This is a genomic window from Roseomonas sp. E05 (assembly GCF_030063475.1).
GTDB lineage: Bacteria > Pseudomonadota > Alphaproteobacteria > Acetobacterales > Acetobacteraceae > Pseudoroseomonas.
The window spans coordinates 202,709-216,660 of record NZ_JASIRT010000002.1 but is presented as its reverse complement, the minus strand read 5'-3'; the positions used below and the strand labels follow the sequence as shown (position 1 = coordinate 216,660).

At 68.4% G+C, this 13,952-nt stretch carries 12 protein-coding genes; 3 read left to right on the top strand and 9 right to left on the bottom strand.

Annotation, left to right across the window (positions count from 1 at the left end; translation table 11 throughout):
• Positions 1-17 precede the first annotated feature (17 nt).
• The 3 genes from QMO56_RS03445 to QMO56_RS03435 form a co-directional block, all read right to left on the bottom strand.
• On the bottom strand, positions 18-812 hold the full coding sequence (locus QMO56_RS03445) for a xanthine dehydrogenase family protein subunit M (protein WP_283523638.1): 795 nt from the start codon (positions 810-812) through the stop codon (positions 18-20).
• A gap of 13 nt (positions 813-825) precedes the next feature.
• The gene (locus tag QMO56_RS03440) at positions 826-3,231 is read right to left on the bottom strand and encodes a xanthine dehydrogenase family protein molybdopterin-binding subunit (RefSeq protein WP_283523637.1); all 2,406 of its coding nucleotides are present in this window, start codon (positions 3,229-3,231) and stop codon (positions 826-828) included.
• 83 nt (positions 3,232-3,314) lie between these two features.
• On the bottom strand, positions 3,315-3,818 hold the full coding sequence (locus QMO56_RS03435) for a (2Fe-2S)-binding protein (RefSeq protein WP_283523636.1): 504 nt from the start codon (positions 3,816-3,818) through the stop codon (positions 3,315-3,317).
• 232 nt (positions 3,819-4,050) lie between these two features.
• Here QMO56_RS03435 and QMO56_RS03430 point away from each other — a divergent pair, with 232 nt between their 5' ends.
• Positions 4,051-4,986: an isopenicillin N synthase family oxygenase gene (locus QMO56_RS03430; RefSeq protein WP_283523635.1), complete on the top strand. Its 936-nt coding sequence runs from the start codon at positions 4,051-4,053 to the stop codon at positions 4,984-4,986.
• Between the two features lie 45 nt (positions 4,987-5,031).
• On the opposite strand, the gene QMO56_RS03425 is transcribed toward QMO56_RS03430, so the two are convergent.
• From QMO56_RS03425 to QMO56_RS03400, 6 genes are all read right to left on the bottom strand, one after another.
• On the bottom strand, positions 5,032-6,087 hold the full coding sequence (locus QMO56_RS03425; protein WP_283523634.1) for an ABC transporter ATP-binding protein: 1,056 nt from the start codon (positions 6,085-6,087) through the stop codon (positions 5,032-5,034).
• Positions 6,084-7,076, bottom strand: a complete 993-nt coding sequence (locus QMO56_RS03420; RefSeq protein ID WP_283523633.1) for an ABC transporter ATP-binding protein — start codon at positions 7,074-7,076, stop codon at positions 6,084-6,086. The genes QMO56_RS03425 and QMO56_RS03420 overlap by 4 nt, the downstream gene beginning before the upstream one ends.
• Before the next feature lie 4 nt (positions 7,077-7,080).
• Positions 7,081-7,944 (bottom strand): ABC transporter permease, encoded by an 864-nt coding sequence (locus QMO56_RS03415; protein WP_408906501.1) that lies wholly within the window; start codon positions 7,942-7,944, stop codon positions 7,081-7,083.
• A gap of 59 nt (positions 7,945-8,003) precedes the next feature.
• A complete protein-coding gene (locus tag QMO56_RS03410; protein WP_283523631.1) occupies positions 8,004-8,945 on the bottom strand; it encodes an ABC transporter permease in 942 nt (313 codons plus the stop codon).
• 9 nt (positions 8,946-8,954) lie between these two features.
• Positions 8,955-10,556, bottom strand: a complete 1,602-nt coding sequence (locus tag QMO56_RS03405) for an ABC transporter substrate-binding protein (RefSeq protein ID WP_283523790.1) — start codon at positions 10,554-10,556, stop codon at positions 8,955-8,957.
• A gap of 651 nt (positions 10,557-11,207) precedes the next feature.
• Entirely contained in the window at positions 11,208-12,800 is a 1,593-nt protein-coding gene (locus QMO56_RS03400; protein ID WP_283523630.1) for an ABC transporter substrate-binding protein, read from the bottom strand.
• Positions 12,801-12,966: 166 nt separating this feature from the next.
• Between QMO56_RS03400 and QMO56_RS03395 the strand changes: the two genes are divergently transcribed.
• Positions 12,967-13,392, top strand: coding sequence for a GtrA family protein (locus QMO56_RS03395; RefSeq protein ID WP_283523629.1), 426 nt, complete (start codon positions 12,967-12,969; stop codon positions 13,390-13,392).
• Between the two features lie 128 nt (positions 13,393-13,520).
• Positions 13,521-13,949: a hypothetical protein gene (locus tag QMO56_RS03390; RefSeq protein WP_283523628.1), complete on the top strand. Its 429-nt coding sequence runs from the start codon at positions 13,521-13,523 to the stop codon at positions 13,947-13,949.
• Positions 13,950-13,952 lie beyond the last annotated feature (3 nt).

Genomic DNA, 13,952 nt, shown 5'->3' with positions numbered 1-13,952 from the left:
GCCCGCCGGAAATCCGCTCAGCCCGCGTCGGCGACCGCGCGCTTGGCCATCACCGCCACCAGGTTGGCGCGGTACTCGGCGCTGCCGTGAATGTCGCTGTTCAGCTCGTCCGGCGACTGCTTGATGCCGGCGACCGCATCAGGCGACCAGTTGGCGGTGAGCGCCGTCTCCATCTCGCCCTGGCGGAAGGCGCAGGGCGCGGCACCGTTGACGCCGACCCGCACGCCGCTCGGCCCCTTCGCCACGAAGACGCCGGTCATGGAATAGCGGCTGGCCGGGTTGCGCAGCTTGGCATAGCCCGCCTTCTCCGGAATCGGGAAGGAGATGCCGGTGACCAGCTCGTCCGGCTCCAGGGCGGTGGTGAACATGCCCAGGAAGAAGTCGTCGGCCGGAATGGAGCGGCGGTCGGTGACGATGGTGGCGCCGAGCGCCAGGGCGGCGGCGGGATAGTCGGCCGCCGGGTCGTTGTTGGCGAGGCTGCCGCCGATGGTGCCGCGGTTGCGCACCTGGGTGTCACCGATCGTCGCGGCCATCCGCGCCAGAGCCGGAATCGCCGCCAGGATCTGCGGATGGGTGGCGATCTCGTAGTGCTTGGTCAGCGCGCCGATGACGATGTTGTCGCCCTCCTTGCGCACGCCCCGCAGCTCGGCGATGCCGGAGAGGTCCACCACATAGGTCGGCTTGTTCAGCCGGTGCTTCAGCGCCGGCAGCAGCGTCATGCCACCCGAGATGGCCTTGGCCTCCGGGTCCGCCGCCAGCAGCTTCACCGCATCCGCGACGCTGGATGGCTTGTGGTATTCGAAATCATACATCGCGCTGGGCTCCCTACTCGGCCGCCGCCGGCAGGTCTGCCCCGCTGCGGCCCTGATGGATGATGGACCAGATCTTCACCGGTGTCGCCGGCATCTCGACATGCGTCACGCCGTAGTCACGCAGCGCGTCCACCACCGCGTTCATCACGGCGGGCGGCGAGCCGATCGCCCCCACCTCGCCGCAGCCCTTCACGCCGAGCGGGTTGTGGGTGCAGAGCGTGGCGCTGGTCGAGACCTGGAAGGAAGGCAGGTCCTTCGCCCGCGGCATGGCGTAGTCGTTGAAGCTGGCGGAGAGAAGCTGGCCGTCCCGGTCATAGACGGTGTGCTCGATCAGCGCCTGGCCGATGCCCTGCGCCAGCCCGCCCTGGATCTGCCCCTCGACGATCATCGGGTTGATGACGCGGCCGACATCGTCGCAGGCCGTGAAGTTCACCACCGCCACCTCGCCGGTGTCGGGGTCGATTTCCACCTCGCAGATGTGGCAGCCGCCGGGGAAGGTGAAGTTCTTCGGGTCGTAGAAGGCGGTCTCCTCCAGCCCCGGCTCGATCTCGTCGATCGGGTAGTCATGCGGCACATAGGCCGCCATGCTGATCTCGGCGAAGGCCTTGCTGCGGTCGGTGCCGGCGACACGGAACTGGCCATCGCTGAACTCGATGTCCTCGACCGCCGCCTCCATCAGATGCGCCGCGATCTTCTTGCCCTTGGCGATGATCTTGTCCATCGCCTTGACCATCGCGGCGCCGCCAACGGCCAGGGAGCGCGAGCCGTAGGTGCCCATGCCGAAGGGGATCTTGCCGGTGTCGCCATGCACGATCTCCACCTGATCGAAGGGCACGCCGAGCCTCTCGGTGACGAGCTGGGCGAAGGTCGTCTCGTGCCCCTGCCCGTGGCTGTGCGTGCCGGTGAAGACCGAAATGCTGCCGGTCGGGTGGACGCGGATGTTCGCCACCTCGTAGAGCCCGGCGCGGGCGCCGAGCTGGCCGACCAGCTTGGAGGGCGCGATGCCGCAGGCCTCCAGATAGGTGGAGATGCCGATGCCGCGCAGCTTGCCGCGCGCCCTGGCCTCCGCGCGGCGGGCCTCGAAGCCGGCGAAGTCCGCGGCATCGAGCGCGATGCGCAACGTGGCCTCGTAGTCGCCGCTGTCATACTGCAGGGCGACCGGCGTCTGGTACGGGAACTGGTCCGGCCGGATGAAGTTCTTCCGGCGGATTTCCGTCCGGTCCATGCCCATCTCGCGCGCGGCGACATCCACCAGCCGCTCCAGCAGATAGGTCGTCTCCGGGCGCCCGGCGCCGCGATAGGCGTCCACCGGCACGGTCGAGGTGAACACCGCCTTCACCTGTCCATGGATCACCGGCGTGGTGTAGACGCCGGCCAGCAGCGTGGCGCTGAGATAGGTCGGCACCGCCGGCGCGAAGGTGGAGAGATAGGCGCCCATATTGGCCAGCGTGGCGACGCGCAGCCCGAGGAAGCGCCCCTCCTGGTCCAGCGCCAGCTCGGCATGGGTGACGTGGTCGCGGCCATGCGCGTCGGAGACGAAGCTCTCGCTGCGCTCGGCGGTCCACTTCACCGGGCGCTTCAGCTGCGCCGCCGACCAGGTGACCAGCGCCTCCTCGGCATAGTGGTAGATCTTGCTGCCGAAGCCGCCGCCGACATCCAGCGCCACCACCCGCAGCTTGTGCTCCGGCACCTTCAGCACGAAGGCGCCCATCAGCAGCCGGATGACATGCGGGTTCTGGCTGGTGGTCCAGAGCGTGTGCTCGCCGCTGTTGGGGTCGTATTCCCCGAGCGCGGCGCGCGGCTCCATGGCGTTCGGCACCAGGCGATTGTTGGTGGTGTCGAACCGCACCACCTTGTGCGCCCGGGCGAAGGCCGCGTCGGTCGCGGCGGCGTCGCCAATCTCCCAGTCGAAGCAGATGTTGTCCGGCGCCTCGTCATGCAGTGCCGGCGCGCCCGGCGCCGTGGCGGCCCCGATGGTGGCGATCGCCGGGAGCGGCGCGTAGTCCACCTCGATCGCCTCGGCCGCGTCGCGCGCCTGGGCACGGGTCTCGGCCACCACCAGCGCCACCGGGTCGCCGACATGGCGCACCTTCCCGGTGGCCAGCACAGGATGCAGCGGCTCGGCCATCACCTTGCCGCCCTTGCCGGTGACCTGCCAGCCGCAGGGCAGGCCGCCCAGCCCCGCCGCGGCAAGGTCCTGGCCGGTATAGACCGCCAGCACGCCGGGCATGGCCGCCGCGGCGGCCGTGCCGATGCGCCCGAGCCGCGCATGCGCATGGGGGCTGCGCAGGATCCAGGCATGGAGCTGCCCCGGACGGTTCAGGTCGTCCGTGTATTGGCCGCGGCCGGTGAGGAAGCGAAGATCCTCCTTCCGCCTCACGCTGGCCCCGATGCCCTCGAAGGGTACCGTGACATTCATGGAAATCGCCTCCCAACCGCGTTCGTGGGCTTGTCACGCCGGCCTTATGGCGGCCGGTCGTCGCATATCCGTGAAGCCAGGGCCTACTCGGCGGCGCGGACCAGTTCGCTGCGCTTGCCGTTCATCACCTCGGCCGCGGCGGCGATCGCCTTGACGATGTTGTGATAGCCGGTGCAGCGGCAGATGTTGCCTTCCAGCCCCTCGCGGATCTCCTGCTCGGACAGGCCCGAGGGATGCTTCCGCACCAGGTCGATCGCGCTCATCACCATGCCGGGCGTGCAGAAGCCGCACTGCAGGGCGTGGTACTCGCGGAAGGCCTCCTGCATCGGGTGCAGCGTGCCGTCGGCCGCGGCCAGCCCCTCGATGGTGGTGATCTCCGCACCCTCCGCCTGCACGGCCAGGAGGGTGCAGGACTTCACGCTGTCCTCGCCCATATGGACGACGCAGGCGCCGCACTGGCTGGTGTCGCAGCCGACATGGGTGCCGGTCAGGCGCAGCTTCTCGCGCAGCACCTCGACCAGCAGCGTGCGCCCCTCGACATCCACCGTATGGGTCTTGCCGTTCACCGTCAGTGTGACTTGCGGCATGCCGCTTCTCCCCCATGCGCGAACGCCGCCGCGATGCGCGGCGGCCTTGGAGGCAAACGTCATCCCAGCGGGTGCGGCGCGTCAAGCGGGCGGATGCGGCGCGCGAGCAAAAGCTGGGCGGATTATGCCGCGAATGCGATGCGTTCGCAAGAACTATGGCACTCGTGGCCCGGCGCTTGCCTGAACCATGCGCTCCCCGGCAGAGCCACGCCCGATGCCCATGGAAGGTGCAATGTCCATCCCCATCCCCATTCTCGATGCGCGCCGGCTGCGCGATCCCGCGACCCGCCGCGCCGCAGCCGCCGAACTGGGGACCGCCTGCCGCGGTCCTGGATTCTTCCTCGTGACCGGCCATGGGCTGAACGGGACCGGCACGCTGTTCGAGAGGGCGCGCGGCTTCTTCGCGCAGCCGCAGGCGGCGAAGGAGGCCGTCTCGATCCGGCACTCGCCGCACAACCGCGGCTATGTCGCCCTGGCCGAGGAGGCGCTGGACCGCACCACCGCCGACCGCAAGGAGGCCTTCAACATCGGCCTTGACCTGCCGCCGGACGACCCGGAGGTGCTGGCGGGGGCGCCCTTCCGCGGTGTCAACCTATGGCCCGAGCTGGCGGGCTTCCGCGAGGCGACGCTGCGGCATTTCGAGGCCTGCTGGCAGCTGGGCCTGCTGCTGCATCGCGGCTTCGCCCTTGATCTCGGCGTCCCCGAGGACTTCTTCGAGGACAAGTTCCGGCGCCCGATCGCCACGCTGCGCCTGCTGCGCTACCCCGGTGGCGATGGTGGCAGCGCCCTCGGCGCCGGCGCCCATACCGACTATGGCAACGTCACCATCCTGGCGACCGATGGCGTACCCGGCCTGGAGATCCGCCTGCGCGATGGCGACTGGATCGCCGCGCCGGACGTGCCGGGCGCGCTGATCTGCAATATCGGCGACTGCCTGATGCGCTGGTCGAATGGCGTCTATGCCTCGACGCCGCACCGGGTGCGCGCACCGGAGCGGGAGCGCTTCTCGGCGGCCTTCTTCCTCGATCCTGATCCAGATGCGGTGGTGGAGGCACTGCCGAGCTGCGTTTCGCCGGAGAACCCGCCGCGATGGCCGGCAACCACCGGCGCCGACTACCTGCGCGAGCGGCTCGATGCCACCTACGCGCACCGCCGGCGCGCAGGCTGAAAAACGCGGCCGGGGGAGTTCCCTCCCCCGAGCCTTTCCTTCGCCTCAGGCCACCGCCGGAAGGCTGCGCGCCAGCGGGTTCTTCTCCGCCGGCAGGTCATGCAGGTGGCAGGCCGCCCACTGGCCCGGCTGCGTCTGCTGCAGGCGCGGCACGTCCGTCTTGCAGCGGTCGAAGGCATAGGGGCAGCGCGTGTGGAAGCGGCAGCCACTCGGCGGGTTGATCGGGCTTGGCACGTCGCCCTTCAGCACGATGCGCTGCCGCCCGGCCCCCGGCTCCGGCACCGGCACGGCGGAGAGCAGGGCCTCGGTATAGGGGTGCTTCGGCGCGCCGAACAGCGAGCGGCGCGGCGCGATCTCGACGATCTGGCCGAGATACATCACCGCCACCCGGTGCGTCATGTGCTCGACGATGGCGAGATCGTGGCTGATGAACAGCATCGCCAGCCCGAGTTCCTGCTGCAGCTCCTGCAGCAGGTTGACGATCTGCGCCTTCACCGAGACGTCGAGCGCCGAGACGGCCTCGTCGCAGATGATCAGGTCCGGCTCGCCCGCCAATGCGCGCGCGATGCAGATGCGCTGCCGCTGCCCGCCCGAGAACTCGTGCGGCCAGCGATTCGCGGAATCGCGCGGCAGGCGCACGAGGTCGATCAGCTTGGCGATGCGCGCATCCAGGTCGGCGCTGTTCTTGGCCAGGCCGAAGTTGCGGATCGGCTCGGCCAGCAGGTCCTTCACCCGCATGCGCGGATTGAGACTGCTGAACGGGTCCTGGAAGATCACGCCCATGCGGCGCCGCAGCGGACGAAGCTGGCCCTGCGACATGTCGTCGATGCGCGTGCCGTCCAGCACCACCTGCCCGTCGGTCGGCGGGAAGAGCCGCAGCAGCGCCTTGCCGACGGTGGACTTGCCGCAGCCTGATTCGCCGACCAGCGAAAGCGTCTCGCCCTTCTCGATGTGGAAGGAAACGCCGTCCACCGCATAGACATAGCCGGTGGTGCCGCCAAAGAAGCCGCCCCGGATCGGGAAGTGCTTCTTCAGGTCGTTCACCTCCAGCAGCGGACGGTTGGCGTGGTGCGGGGGATGGGTTCCCATCGTCATGTTCATGCCGCCACGGCCTCCTTCACCGCATAGTGGCAGGCCGCCACATGGCCCGGCGCCTTCTCCTCCAGCGCCGGCGCCACCTCGCGGCAGAGGTCGGTCGCATAGGGGCAGCGGCCGGCGAAGACGCAGTAGTCGATGCGCTCCTTCAGGCTCGGCACCAGACCGGGGATTTCGGCCAGGCGCTCCACCTCGCCGGTCAGCGAGGAGCCGAGCTTGGGCACCGCGCCCAGCAGGCCCTGGGTGTAGGGATGCTTCGGTGCGCGGAACAGCTCCTCGACCTTCGCCTCCTCCACCTTGCGGCCGGCATACATGACGATCACCCGCTCGGCGACCTCGGCGACCACGCCGAGGTCATGCGTGATCAGCACGATGGCGGCGCCGACGGTGCGCTTCAGGTCGCGCATCAGGTCGAGGATCTGCGCCTGGATGGTGACGTCCAGCGCCGTGGTCGGCTCGTCGGCGATCAGCAGCTTCGGGTTGCAGGCGAGCGCGATGGCGATCATCACGCGCTGGCGCATGCCGCCGGAGAGCTGGTGCGGGTACTCCTTCACCCGCTTGTCCGGCGCCGGGATGCCGACGAGGGTCAGCATCTCCACCGCCTTCGCCTCCGCCTGCGCCTTGGACAGGCCCTGGTGGAGCCGCAGCGCCTCGCCGATCTGCTTGCCGATGGTCAGCACCGGGTTCAGCGAGGTCATCGGCTCCTGGAAGATCATGCTGATCTCGTTGCCGCGGATGGCGCGCATCTCGCGGTCGGAGAGCTTCAGCAGGTCGCGGCCGTTGAAGCGGATGGCGCCGGCAATCTTGCCCGGCGGCTCCGGGATGAGCCGCAGGATGGACATCGAGGTGACGGACTTGCCGCAACCGGACTCGCCCACGATGGCGACGGTCTCGCCGGCCTCGACGCTGAAGCTCAGCCCGTCGACCGCGCGGTTCACGCCGCCATCGGGGGTGCGGAAATGCGTCTGCAGGTTCTCGACTTCGAGCAGAGCCATGGAATTACACCCGCTTCGCCAGGCGCGGGTCGAGCGAATCCCGCAGGCCGTCGCCCAGCAGGTTCACCGCCAGCACGGTGATGGAGAGAAAGATGGCGGGAAAGAACACGATATAGGGCTTCACCTGCCACAATGCGCGGCCCTCGGCCATGATGTTCCCCCAGGAGGGGATGATCGGCGGGGTGCCGGCGCCGATGAAGGAGAGGATGGCCTCGGCGATCATCGCGGCAGCGCAGATATAGGTGGCCTGCACGGTCATGGGCGCCAGCGTGTTGGGCAGGATGTGGCGCCAGATGATGACCGGCGTGCGGGTGCCGGCGGCCACCGCCGCGTCCACGTAGGGCTGCTCGCGCAGTGACAGCACGACACCGCGCACCAGCCGCGAGACGCGCGGGATCTCCGCCACGGTGATGGCCAGGATGACGTTGCCGACCGAGCCGCGCGTCAGCGCCATCAGCGCGATGGCGAGCAGGATGGACGGGATCGACATCAGCCCGTCCATGATGCGCATGATGATGCTGTCGGCCCAGCGCACGAAGCCCGAGACCAAGCCGATGGCGAGGCCGATGACGGAGGAGAAGAAGGCGACGCCGAAGCCGACAACCAGCGAGACGCGCGCGCCGTAGAGCACGCGGGAATAGACGTCGCGCCCCAGCATGTCGGTGCCGAACCAGGCCGCGGCCGAGGGATTGCGCGTGCGCATCACCGGCGCCAGCGCCGTCGGGTCCTTGGTCCAGAGGAAGGGCGCGAAGACCGCGATGAACACCATCACCAGCAGCAGGAAGCCGCCGATGGCGATGGTCGGGTAGCGCCGCAGGTAGCCGATGAAGCCCTTGGGGGACTTCCGCGCCGCCATGATGTCCGGCATCGGCGCCGCTTTCGCGACGCTCGTCGGGGAAACGGCGCCCGGGGGCAGGATGGTGGTGCTCAATACCGGATCCTCGGGTCGAACAGGGTGTAGCTCAGGTCGATCAGAAGGTTGACCAGCACATAGGAGAAGCTGAACAGCAGAATGACGCCCTGGATGACGGGGTAGTCACGCCGCAGGATCGCGTCGACCGTCAGGCGCCCAAGCCCCGGGATGGCGAAGACGCTTTCCGTCACCACCGCACCGCCGATCAGCAGCGCGATGCCGATGCCGATGACCGTGACGATGGGCACCGCGGCGTTCTTCAGCGCGTGCAGGAACAGGATGGTGGTCTGCCCCGCACCCTTGGCGCGCGCGGTGCGGATATAGTCCTGCTGCAGCACTTCCAGCATCGTGGCGCGGGTGATGCGGGCGATCAGCGCGGTATACCCGCCGCCCAGCGCCACCGCCGGCAGCACGAGGTTCTGGAGCCAGGGGCCGACGCCCTCGGAAATCGGCGTGTAACCCTGCACCGGGAACCAGTCGAGCTGCAGCGCGAAGTAATAGGCCAGCAGATAGCCCACCACGAAGACCGGCACGGAGAAGTTCAGCACCGAGAAGACCATCACCAGGCGGTCAATCCAGGAACCGCTCTTCCACGCGGCGATCACGCCGAGCGGCACAGCGATGACGATCGCCAGCCCCAAGGTGACCACCATCAGCGAGAGCGTCGGCTCGACGCGCTGCGCGATCATGCGCGTCACCGGCAGGTTGGTGAAGATGGAGGTGCCAAGATCTCCCTGGAGGATGCGCCAGACCCATTCGCCGAACCGCACCAGGTAGGGGCGGTCAAGGCCAAGGCTGGCGCGGATGCGCTCCACATCGGCCGGCGTGGCCTGGTCACCCGCGATGACCGCCGCCGGATCGCCGGGGGCGATATAGAGCAGGCTGAAGACGAACAGGGCGACGATCGCCATCACGGGGATGGTCGCCAGGACACGACGGACGATATAGGCGAACATGACTTCCGATCAGCTCTTTGAAACGTTCCAGAAGAACGGGATGGGCGCCTTCACGACGCCGCTCACGTTCTTCCGCCATGCCTGATAGGACAGGAAGAAGCCGGTGGGCACCCACATGGCGGAATCCATCGCGGCTTTGTTCATTTCCGCCACGGCCGCCTTCTCGGCCTCCAGGTCGGCCGCGGCGAACCACTTGTCGCGGGCCGCCTCGACGGCATCGACCTTCGGCCAGCCGAACCAGGCCTGGTCGCCATTGGCGCGCATCGCGGTATAGCTTGCCGGGTTGATGCAGTCGGCGCCGGCGTGCCAGGTGTGGAAGATGTGCCAGCCACCCTGGCCCGGCGGCGTCTTCATGGCGCGGCGGGCGCCGACGGTGCCCCAGTCGGTTGCCACGAAGTCGAGGTTCATGCCGATCCGCTTCAGCAGGTCGGCGCTGACGTCGCCGAAGGCCTTGGTGATCGGCTGATCCTGCGCCACCAGGATGGTGATGGGCTGGCCGTCATAGCCGGCCTCCTTCAGCAGCTTCTTCGCACCGTCGTAGTCGCGCTCGCCCTTCAGGATGTCGCCGCCGGCCTCGGTGTAAAGCGAGGTGCCGGGCGTGAAGAAGGACGGCATCGCCTTCCACAGGTCGGGATTGTCGCCGACCAGCGCGCGCATGTAATCCTCCTGGCTCAGCGCCATCATGATGGCGCGCCGCGCCTTCACGTTGTTGAACGGCGCGTGCAGGTGGTTCATGCGGAAGGAGCCGACATTGCCAAGCGGATCGGCGATGTCCACCTGCACGCTGCGGTTGGACTTCAGCAGCGGGACGAGGTCGGCGATCGGGTTCTCCCACCAGTCCACCTCGCCGCTCTGCAGCGCGCCGACGGCGGTGGCCGGGTCGGGCATCACCACCCACTCGACGCGGTCCACCAGCACCTTCTTGCCACCGGCCATCCAGTCCGGCGGCTCCTCGCGCGGCACATAGCCCTCGAACTTGGCAAAGACGGCCTTGGCGCCCGGCACCCACTCCTCGCGCACGAAGCGGAAAGGGCCGGAGCCGACGAACTCGTTGATCTGCTGGAAGGGGTCGGTCTTGGCGATCCGCTCCGGCATGACGAAGCTGCAGGGCGAGTTGGTCTTGCCCAGCGCGAAGAGCATCTTCGGGTAGGGCTGCTTCAGCGACCAGCGGAAGGTGCTGTCATCCAGCGCCACCAGCTCGTTCTGGATGCCGCGGATCATCTGGCCCATCGGGTCGCGCACGGCCCAGCGGTTCAGGCTGGCCACCGCGTCCTTGGCCAGCACCGGCGCGCCGTCATGGAACTTCAGCCCCGGGCGCAGCTTGAAGGTCCAGACCAGGCCATCGTCCGAGACCTCCTCCGACTCCACCATCTGGCGCTTCGGCTCCAGCTTGGAGTTCACGCCGTAGAGCGTGTCCCAGACCATCATCGCCGCGTTGCGGACGACGTACTGGGTGCCCCAGATCGGGTCGAAATTGGCCAGGTTGGCCTGCGGCACGAAGCGCAGCGTGCGGGCGGCGGCACCCTGCGCCAGCGCCGGCGCGGCCAGGCCGCCCCCGGCCGCCAGACCGCCCGCCCCTGCCGCAAACTTCAGGAAGGATCGGCGTTGCATCATCGTCATCCCTCGTCTCCCGGCGTGGCTGTTGCCCTCGCCGCTCATGGTTCTGTCCGCAGCCCTGTTTCCGCGGACCCTGCCGACGCTCCAGCACATTGCGTGCCAGTGCCAAAGCAAATGCAGCCGGCCCGGTATGTTCCGGGCTCGGTGGCGGCTCTCTTGCCTGTTGCGGAAGGCAGCATCGGGCGGATTGGCGCCATGTTCAAGGCGGCGTGCAGCCCCGGGATCAATCATTTGCCCGGATAAGCGGCGAAAGGGCGCCGGCCGCACCCGCCCGAGAAAGACGGTCTGCAGCCGGAGGGTCTTTCCTGTCTTCCTTCCAGAGCCCGGCCTGGAGGGTGGGCCGCGGAGGAAAAGCGCCGAATGGCCGCTTCCAAAACATCTCTGGCGCAGCCCGGGCCGCATCGGTGGGGTGGTGACCGCATGATACAAGGGAAGCGCGGGGGAATTCTGGAAGGCCCGCCGCACCTCCACACCTTTTTTGCTTGCGTCGATCGCCACGCAGCAACCATTACGGGAGAAGCTCTTTTCAGGCCTCGCGCCGCCATCCGCGCTTTTTGAGCCGAGGAAGGCGTGCAATGCACAAGGGCGGCGCAGGCTTGTGCCCGGCCGCCCCCCCCTTTCCTGCACAGCTCCGCAGCAGGACGCTCAGCTGCGTTGCACGTTCCAGAACATTGGCAGGCCCTTCAGCACACCGCTCAGGTTGCGGCGATAGGCCCAGGCCTGGAAATACTGACCCGCCGGCAGATACGGCACGTCCTCGAAGGCCTGGAGCTGGATCTTGCGCGCGATCTCCTTCTGCGCCGCCAGGTCCGGCGCCTCGAACCAGGCATTGCGCAGCTCTTCCAGCTTCGGCGCCGTCGGCCAGCCGAACCAGGCGGCCTGCCCGTTGCCGCGCAGCGCCTGCTGCACGCCGGGATTCATCATGTCGATGCCGGCCCAGAAGGTGAAGAACACGCTCCACCCGCCCTTCTCGACGGGCTCCTTGCTGGCGCGCCGCTGCACCACGGTGCCCCAGTCGGTCGAGATGTACTCGACGTTCATCCCTGCCTTCTGCAGCATGTCGTTGCCGACCTGCGCCAGCGCATTCAGCGAGGGAAAGTCGGAGGCGGCGATGAGCACCACCTTCTCGCCATTGTAACCGGCGGCGGCGAGGTCGCGCTTGACCTTCTCGTAGTCGCGCGGCCCGGTCAGCACCTCCATGCCGGCGTCATTGGCCAGCGGCGTGTCGGGCGTGAAGATGCCGACGCCGTCACGCCAGAGACTTTTGTCGGTGCCGATCACCGCCGTCATGTAGTCGGCCTGGTTCACCGCGCCGAGCAGCGCCCGGCGGATGGCCGGGTTGTTGAAGGGGGGGTGCAGATGGTTGAACCGCGCCATCCCCATCAGCCCCGTCGGGTCCTGGATCTCCAGGCTCAGGTCGCGGTTGCGGCGCAGCATGATCTGCAGGTCGCCCGGCGGCTGCTCCCACCAGTCGGCCTCGCCGCTCTGCAGCGCGTTCGCCGCCGTCGCCGCATCCGGCATGACGTTCCATTCGATGCGGTCGAAATGCACCCGCTTCGGCCCGGCGGTCCAGCTCACCTTGCCATCGGCGCGCGGCACGTAGTCCTCGAAGCGGTCGTAGACCACGCGGGCACCCGGCACGCGCTCCTTGGCGTTCCAGCGGAAGGGACCGCTGCCGATGATCTCCTTCACCGCCACGGCCGGGTCGGTCTTGGCCAGCCGCTCCGGCATCATGAAGCAGACCGGCGTGGCCGGCTTGCCCAGCGCGTCGAACAGCAGCGGGAAGGGCCGCTTGAAGCGGAAGGCGATGGTCTTGTCGTCCGGCGCGGACAGCTCGTCCAGCACCGTCATCATCACCTGCCCGAGCGCGTCGCGCGCCGCCCATCGGCGGATCGAGGCGACGCAGTCGCGCGCCCGCACCGGCTCGCCATCGTGGAACTTCAGCCCGTCGCGCAGCGTCATGGTGACGCGACGGCCGCCGTCCTCGACCACATGGCCCTGCACCATCTGCGGCTGCGGCTTGTAGTCCTCGTCGAAGCCGTAGAGCGTGTCCCAGACCAGATAGCTGTGGTTGCGCGTCACATAGGCCGTGGTCACGATGGGATCGGCCACCGCAAGGTCGGATTGCGGAATGAATTTCAGCACCCGCGCGGCGCTGCCCTGCGCGATCGCGAAGCGCGGCAGCGCGCCCGCCGCCGCAATGCCGGCGGCGCCACGAAACAAGTCGCGTCGGTCCATTGGTGTTCGCTCTCCTCGGAGGCCTTCCTGTGCAGGTGAGGGAAGCCGAGCGCCTTCGCGCGCGCAAGAGGGCATCTCACTCCTCCGTGCTTGGCGGCCCCCGGAGGGGGGCAGTATCCACCGCCGCATGCCTCTCCCCCGCCTTCCCGCCCTCCCGCTCAGCCCCATGCGGGCCGCACTGCTCGGGCAGATGCTACGTTTCGGCGTGGTCGGCTGTGTCGGCTTCGTGGTGGATACGCTCACCCTCTATGCTGCGCTCGCCCTCGGCGCCGGCCTCTATGTCGGGCGGGCACTGTCCTATGTGGTGGCCGCGAGCGGGAACTGGGCGCTGAACCGCGCCTGGACCTTCCGGACCGCGCCGCGGGATGCTGCCGGCCGGCAATGGCTGCTGTTCCTGGCAGTCAACCTGCTGGGCTTCGCCGTCAATTACGGCACCTATGCCGCGCTCGTGGCCACCGTGCCGCTCGCCGCGGCGCATCCGGTGCTGGGCGTTGCCGCAGGCTCGCTCACGGGCATGACGGGCAACTTCCTGCTAAGTCGCAGCTTCGTGTTTCGTCCATCCACAGAGAAAATCGAAAAAATTTGTGGCTGATTATTTTGACGCCAATGTGTCGCGTGAAGAGACTGTAAATTACACTATTATTTGACCGGGCATCGGCATTATCTTGCCGCCCGCCGCAGTCATGAGTTCAGCCTGAGCAATGGAGTAACCTGCCGGATATGCCGACACTGCAACCTCTCCAGCAAGAGGACGAGGCAAGGGCAGCCAGCGATGCCGCGCCGACGCCTCTTCCCGCCGATACTCTGCCCGAGGGCTTCCGCCCGGCCAGCCCGGAGGAGCGGTTGCCTGTCCTGCTGGCCTATGGCCTCGCGGCCGCCGACGGCACGCCGCGGCCGGAGGAGGCACCCGCCCGCCGCGCCGAGGCCGAGCGGGCGCTGGAGGAATGGGCCTTCCGCCATCTTCACAACCAGGCCGAGATCCTCCGGCGCGAAGGCGCGCGCGAGGCACTTGCAGGGCTGCGCCAGCCGCCCGGTTTCGGCAAGCTGGTGCTCGCCGGGCTGGTCTCACTGCTGCTGGCGGCGCTGATCGGCTGGGGTGCGCTGCGCCTCGGGCTGCTGCCTTACCTGCATCCGCAACTGCCGGGCTGACAT

Bases quoted from the DNA above. Each gene is read 5' to 3' on its own strand.
- QMO56_RS03445 (WP_283523638.1), bottom strand. From the start codon at position 812: ATGTATGATTTCGAATACCACAAGCCATCCAGCGTCGCGGATGCGGTG.
- QMO56_RS03420 (WP_283523633.1), bottom strand. From the start codon at position 7,076: ATGGCTCTGCTCGAAGTCGAGAACCTGCAGACGCATTTCCGCACCCCC.
- QMO56_RS03405 (WP_283523790.1), bottom strand. From the start codon at position 10,556: ATGCAACGCCGATCCTTCCTGAAGTTTGCGGCAGGGGCGGGCGGTCTG.
- QMO56_RS03435 (WP_283523636.1), bottom strand. From the start codon at position 3,818: ATGCCGCAAGTCACACTGACGGTGAACGGCAAGACCCATACGGTGGAT.
- QMO56_RS03430 (WP_283523635.1), top strand. From the start codon at position 4,051: ATGTCCATCCCCATCCCCATTCTCGATGCGCGCCGGCTGCGCGATCCC.
- QMO56_RS03425 (WP_283523634.1), bottom strand. From the start codon at position 6,087: ATGAACATGACGATGGGAACCCATCCCCCGCACCACGCCAACCGTCCG.
- QMO56_RS03410 (WP_283523631.1), bottom strand. From the start codon at position 8,945: ATGTTCGCCTATATCGTCCGTCGTGTCCTGGCGACCATCCCCGTGATG.
- QMO56_RS03390 (WP_283523628.1), top strand. From the start codon at position 13,521: ATGCCGACACTGCAACCTCTCCAGCAAGAGGACGAGGCAAGGGCAGCC.
- QMO56_RS03415 (WP_408906501.1), bottom strand. From the start codon at position 7,944: ATGCCGGACATCATGGCGGCGCGGAAGTCCCCCAAGGGCTTCATCGGC.
- QMO56_RS03395 (WP_283523629.1), top strand. From the start codon at position 12,967: ATGCGGGCCGCACTGCTCGGGCAGATGCTACGTTTCGGCGTGGTCGGC.
- QMO56_RS03440 (WP_283523637.1), bottom strand. From the start codon at position 3,231: ATGAATGTCACGGTACCCTTCGAGGGCATCGGGGCCAGCGTGAGGCGG.
- QMO56_RS03400 (WP_283523630.1), bottom strand. From the start codon at position 12,800: ATGGACCGACGCGACTTGTTTCGTGGCGCCGCCGGCATTGCGGCGGCG.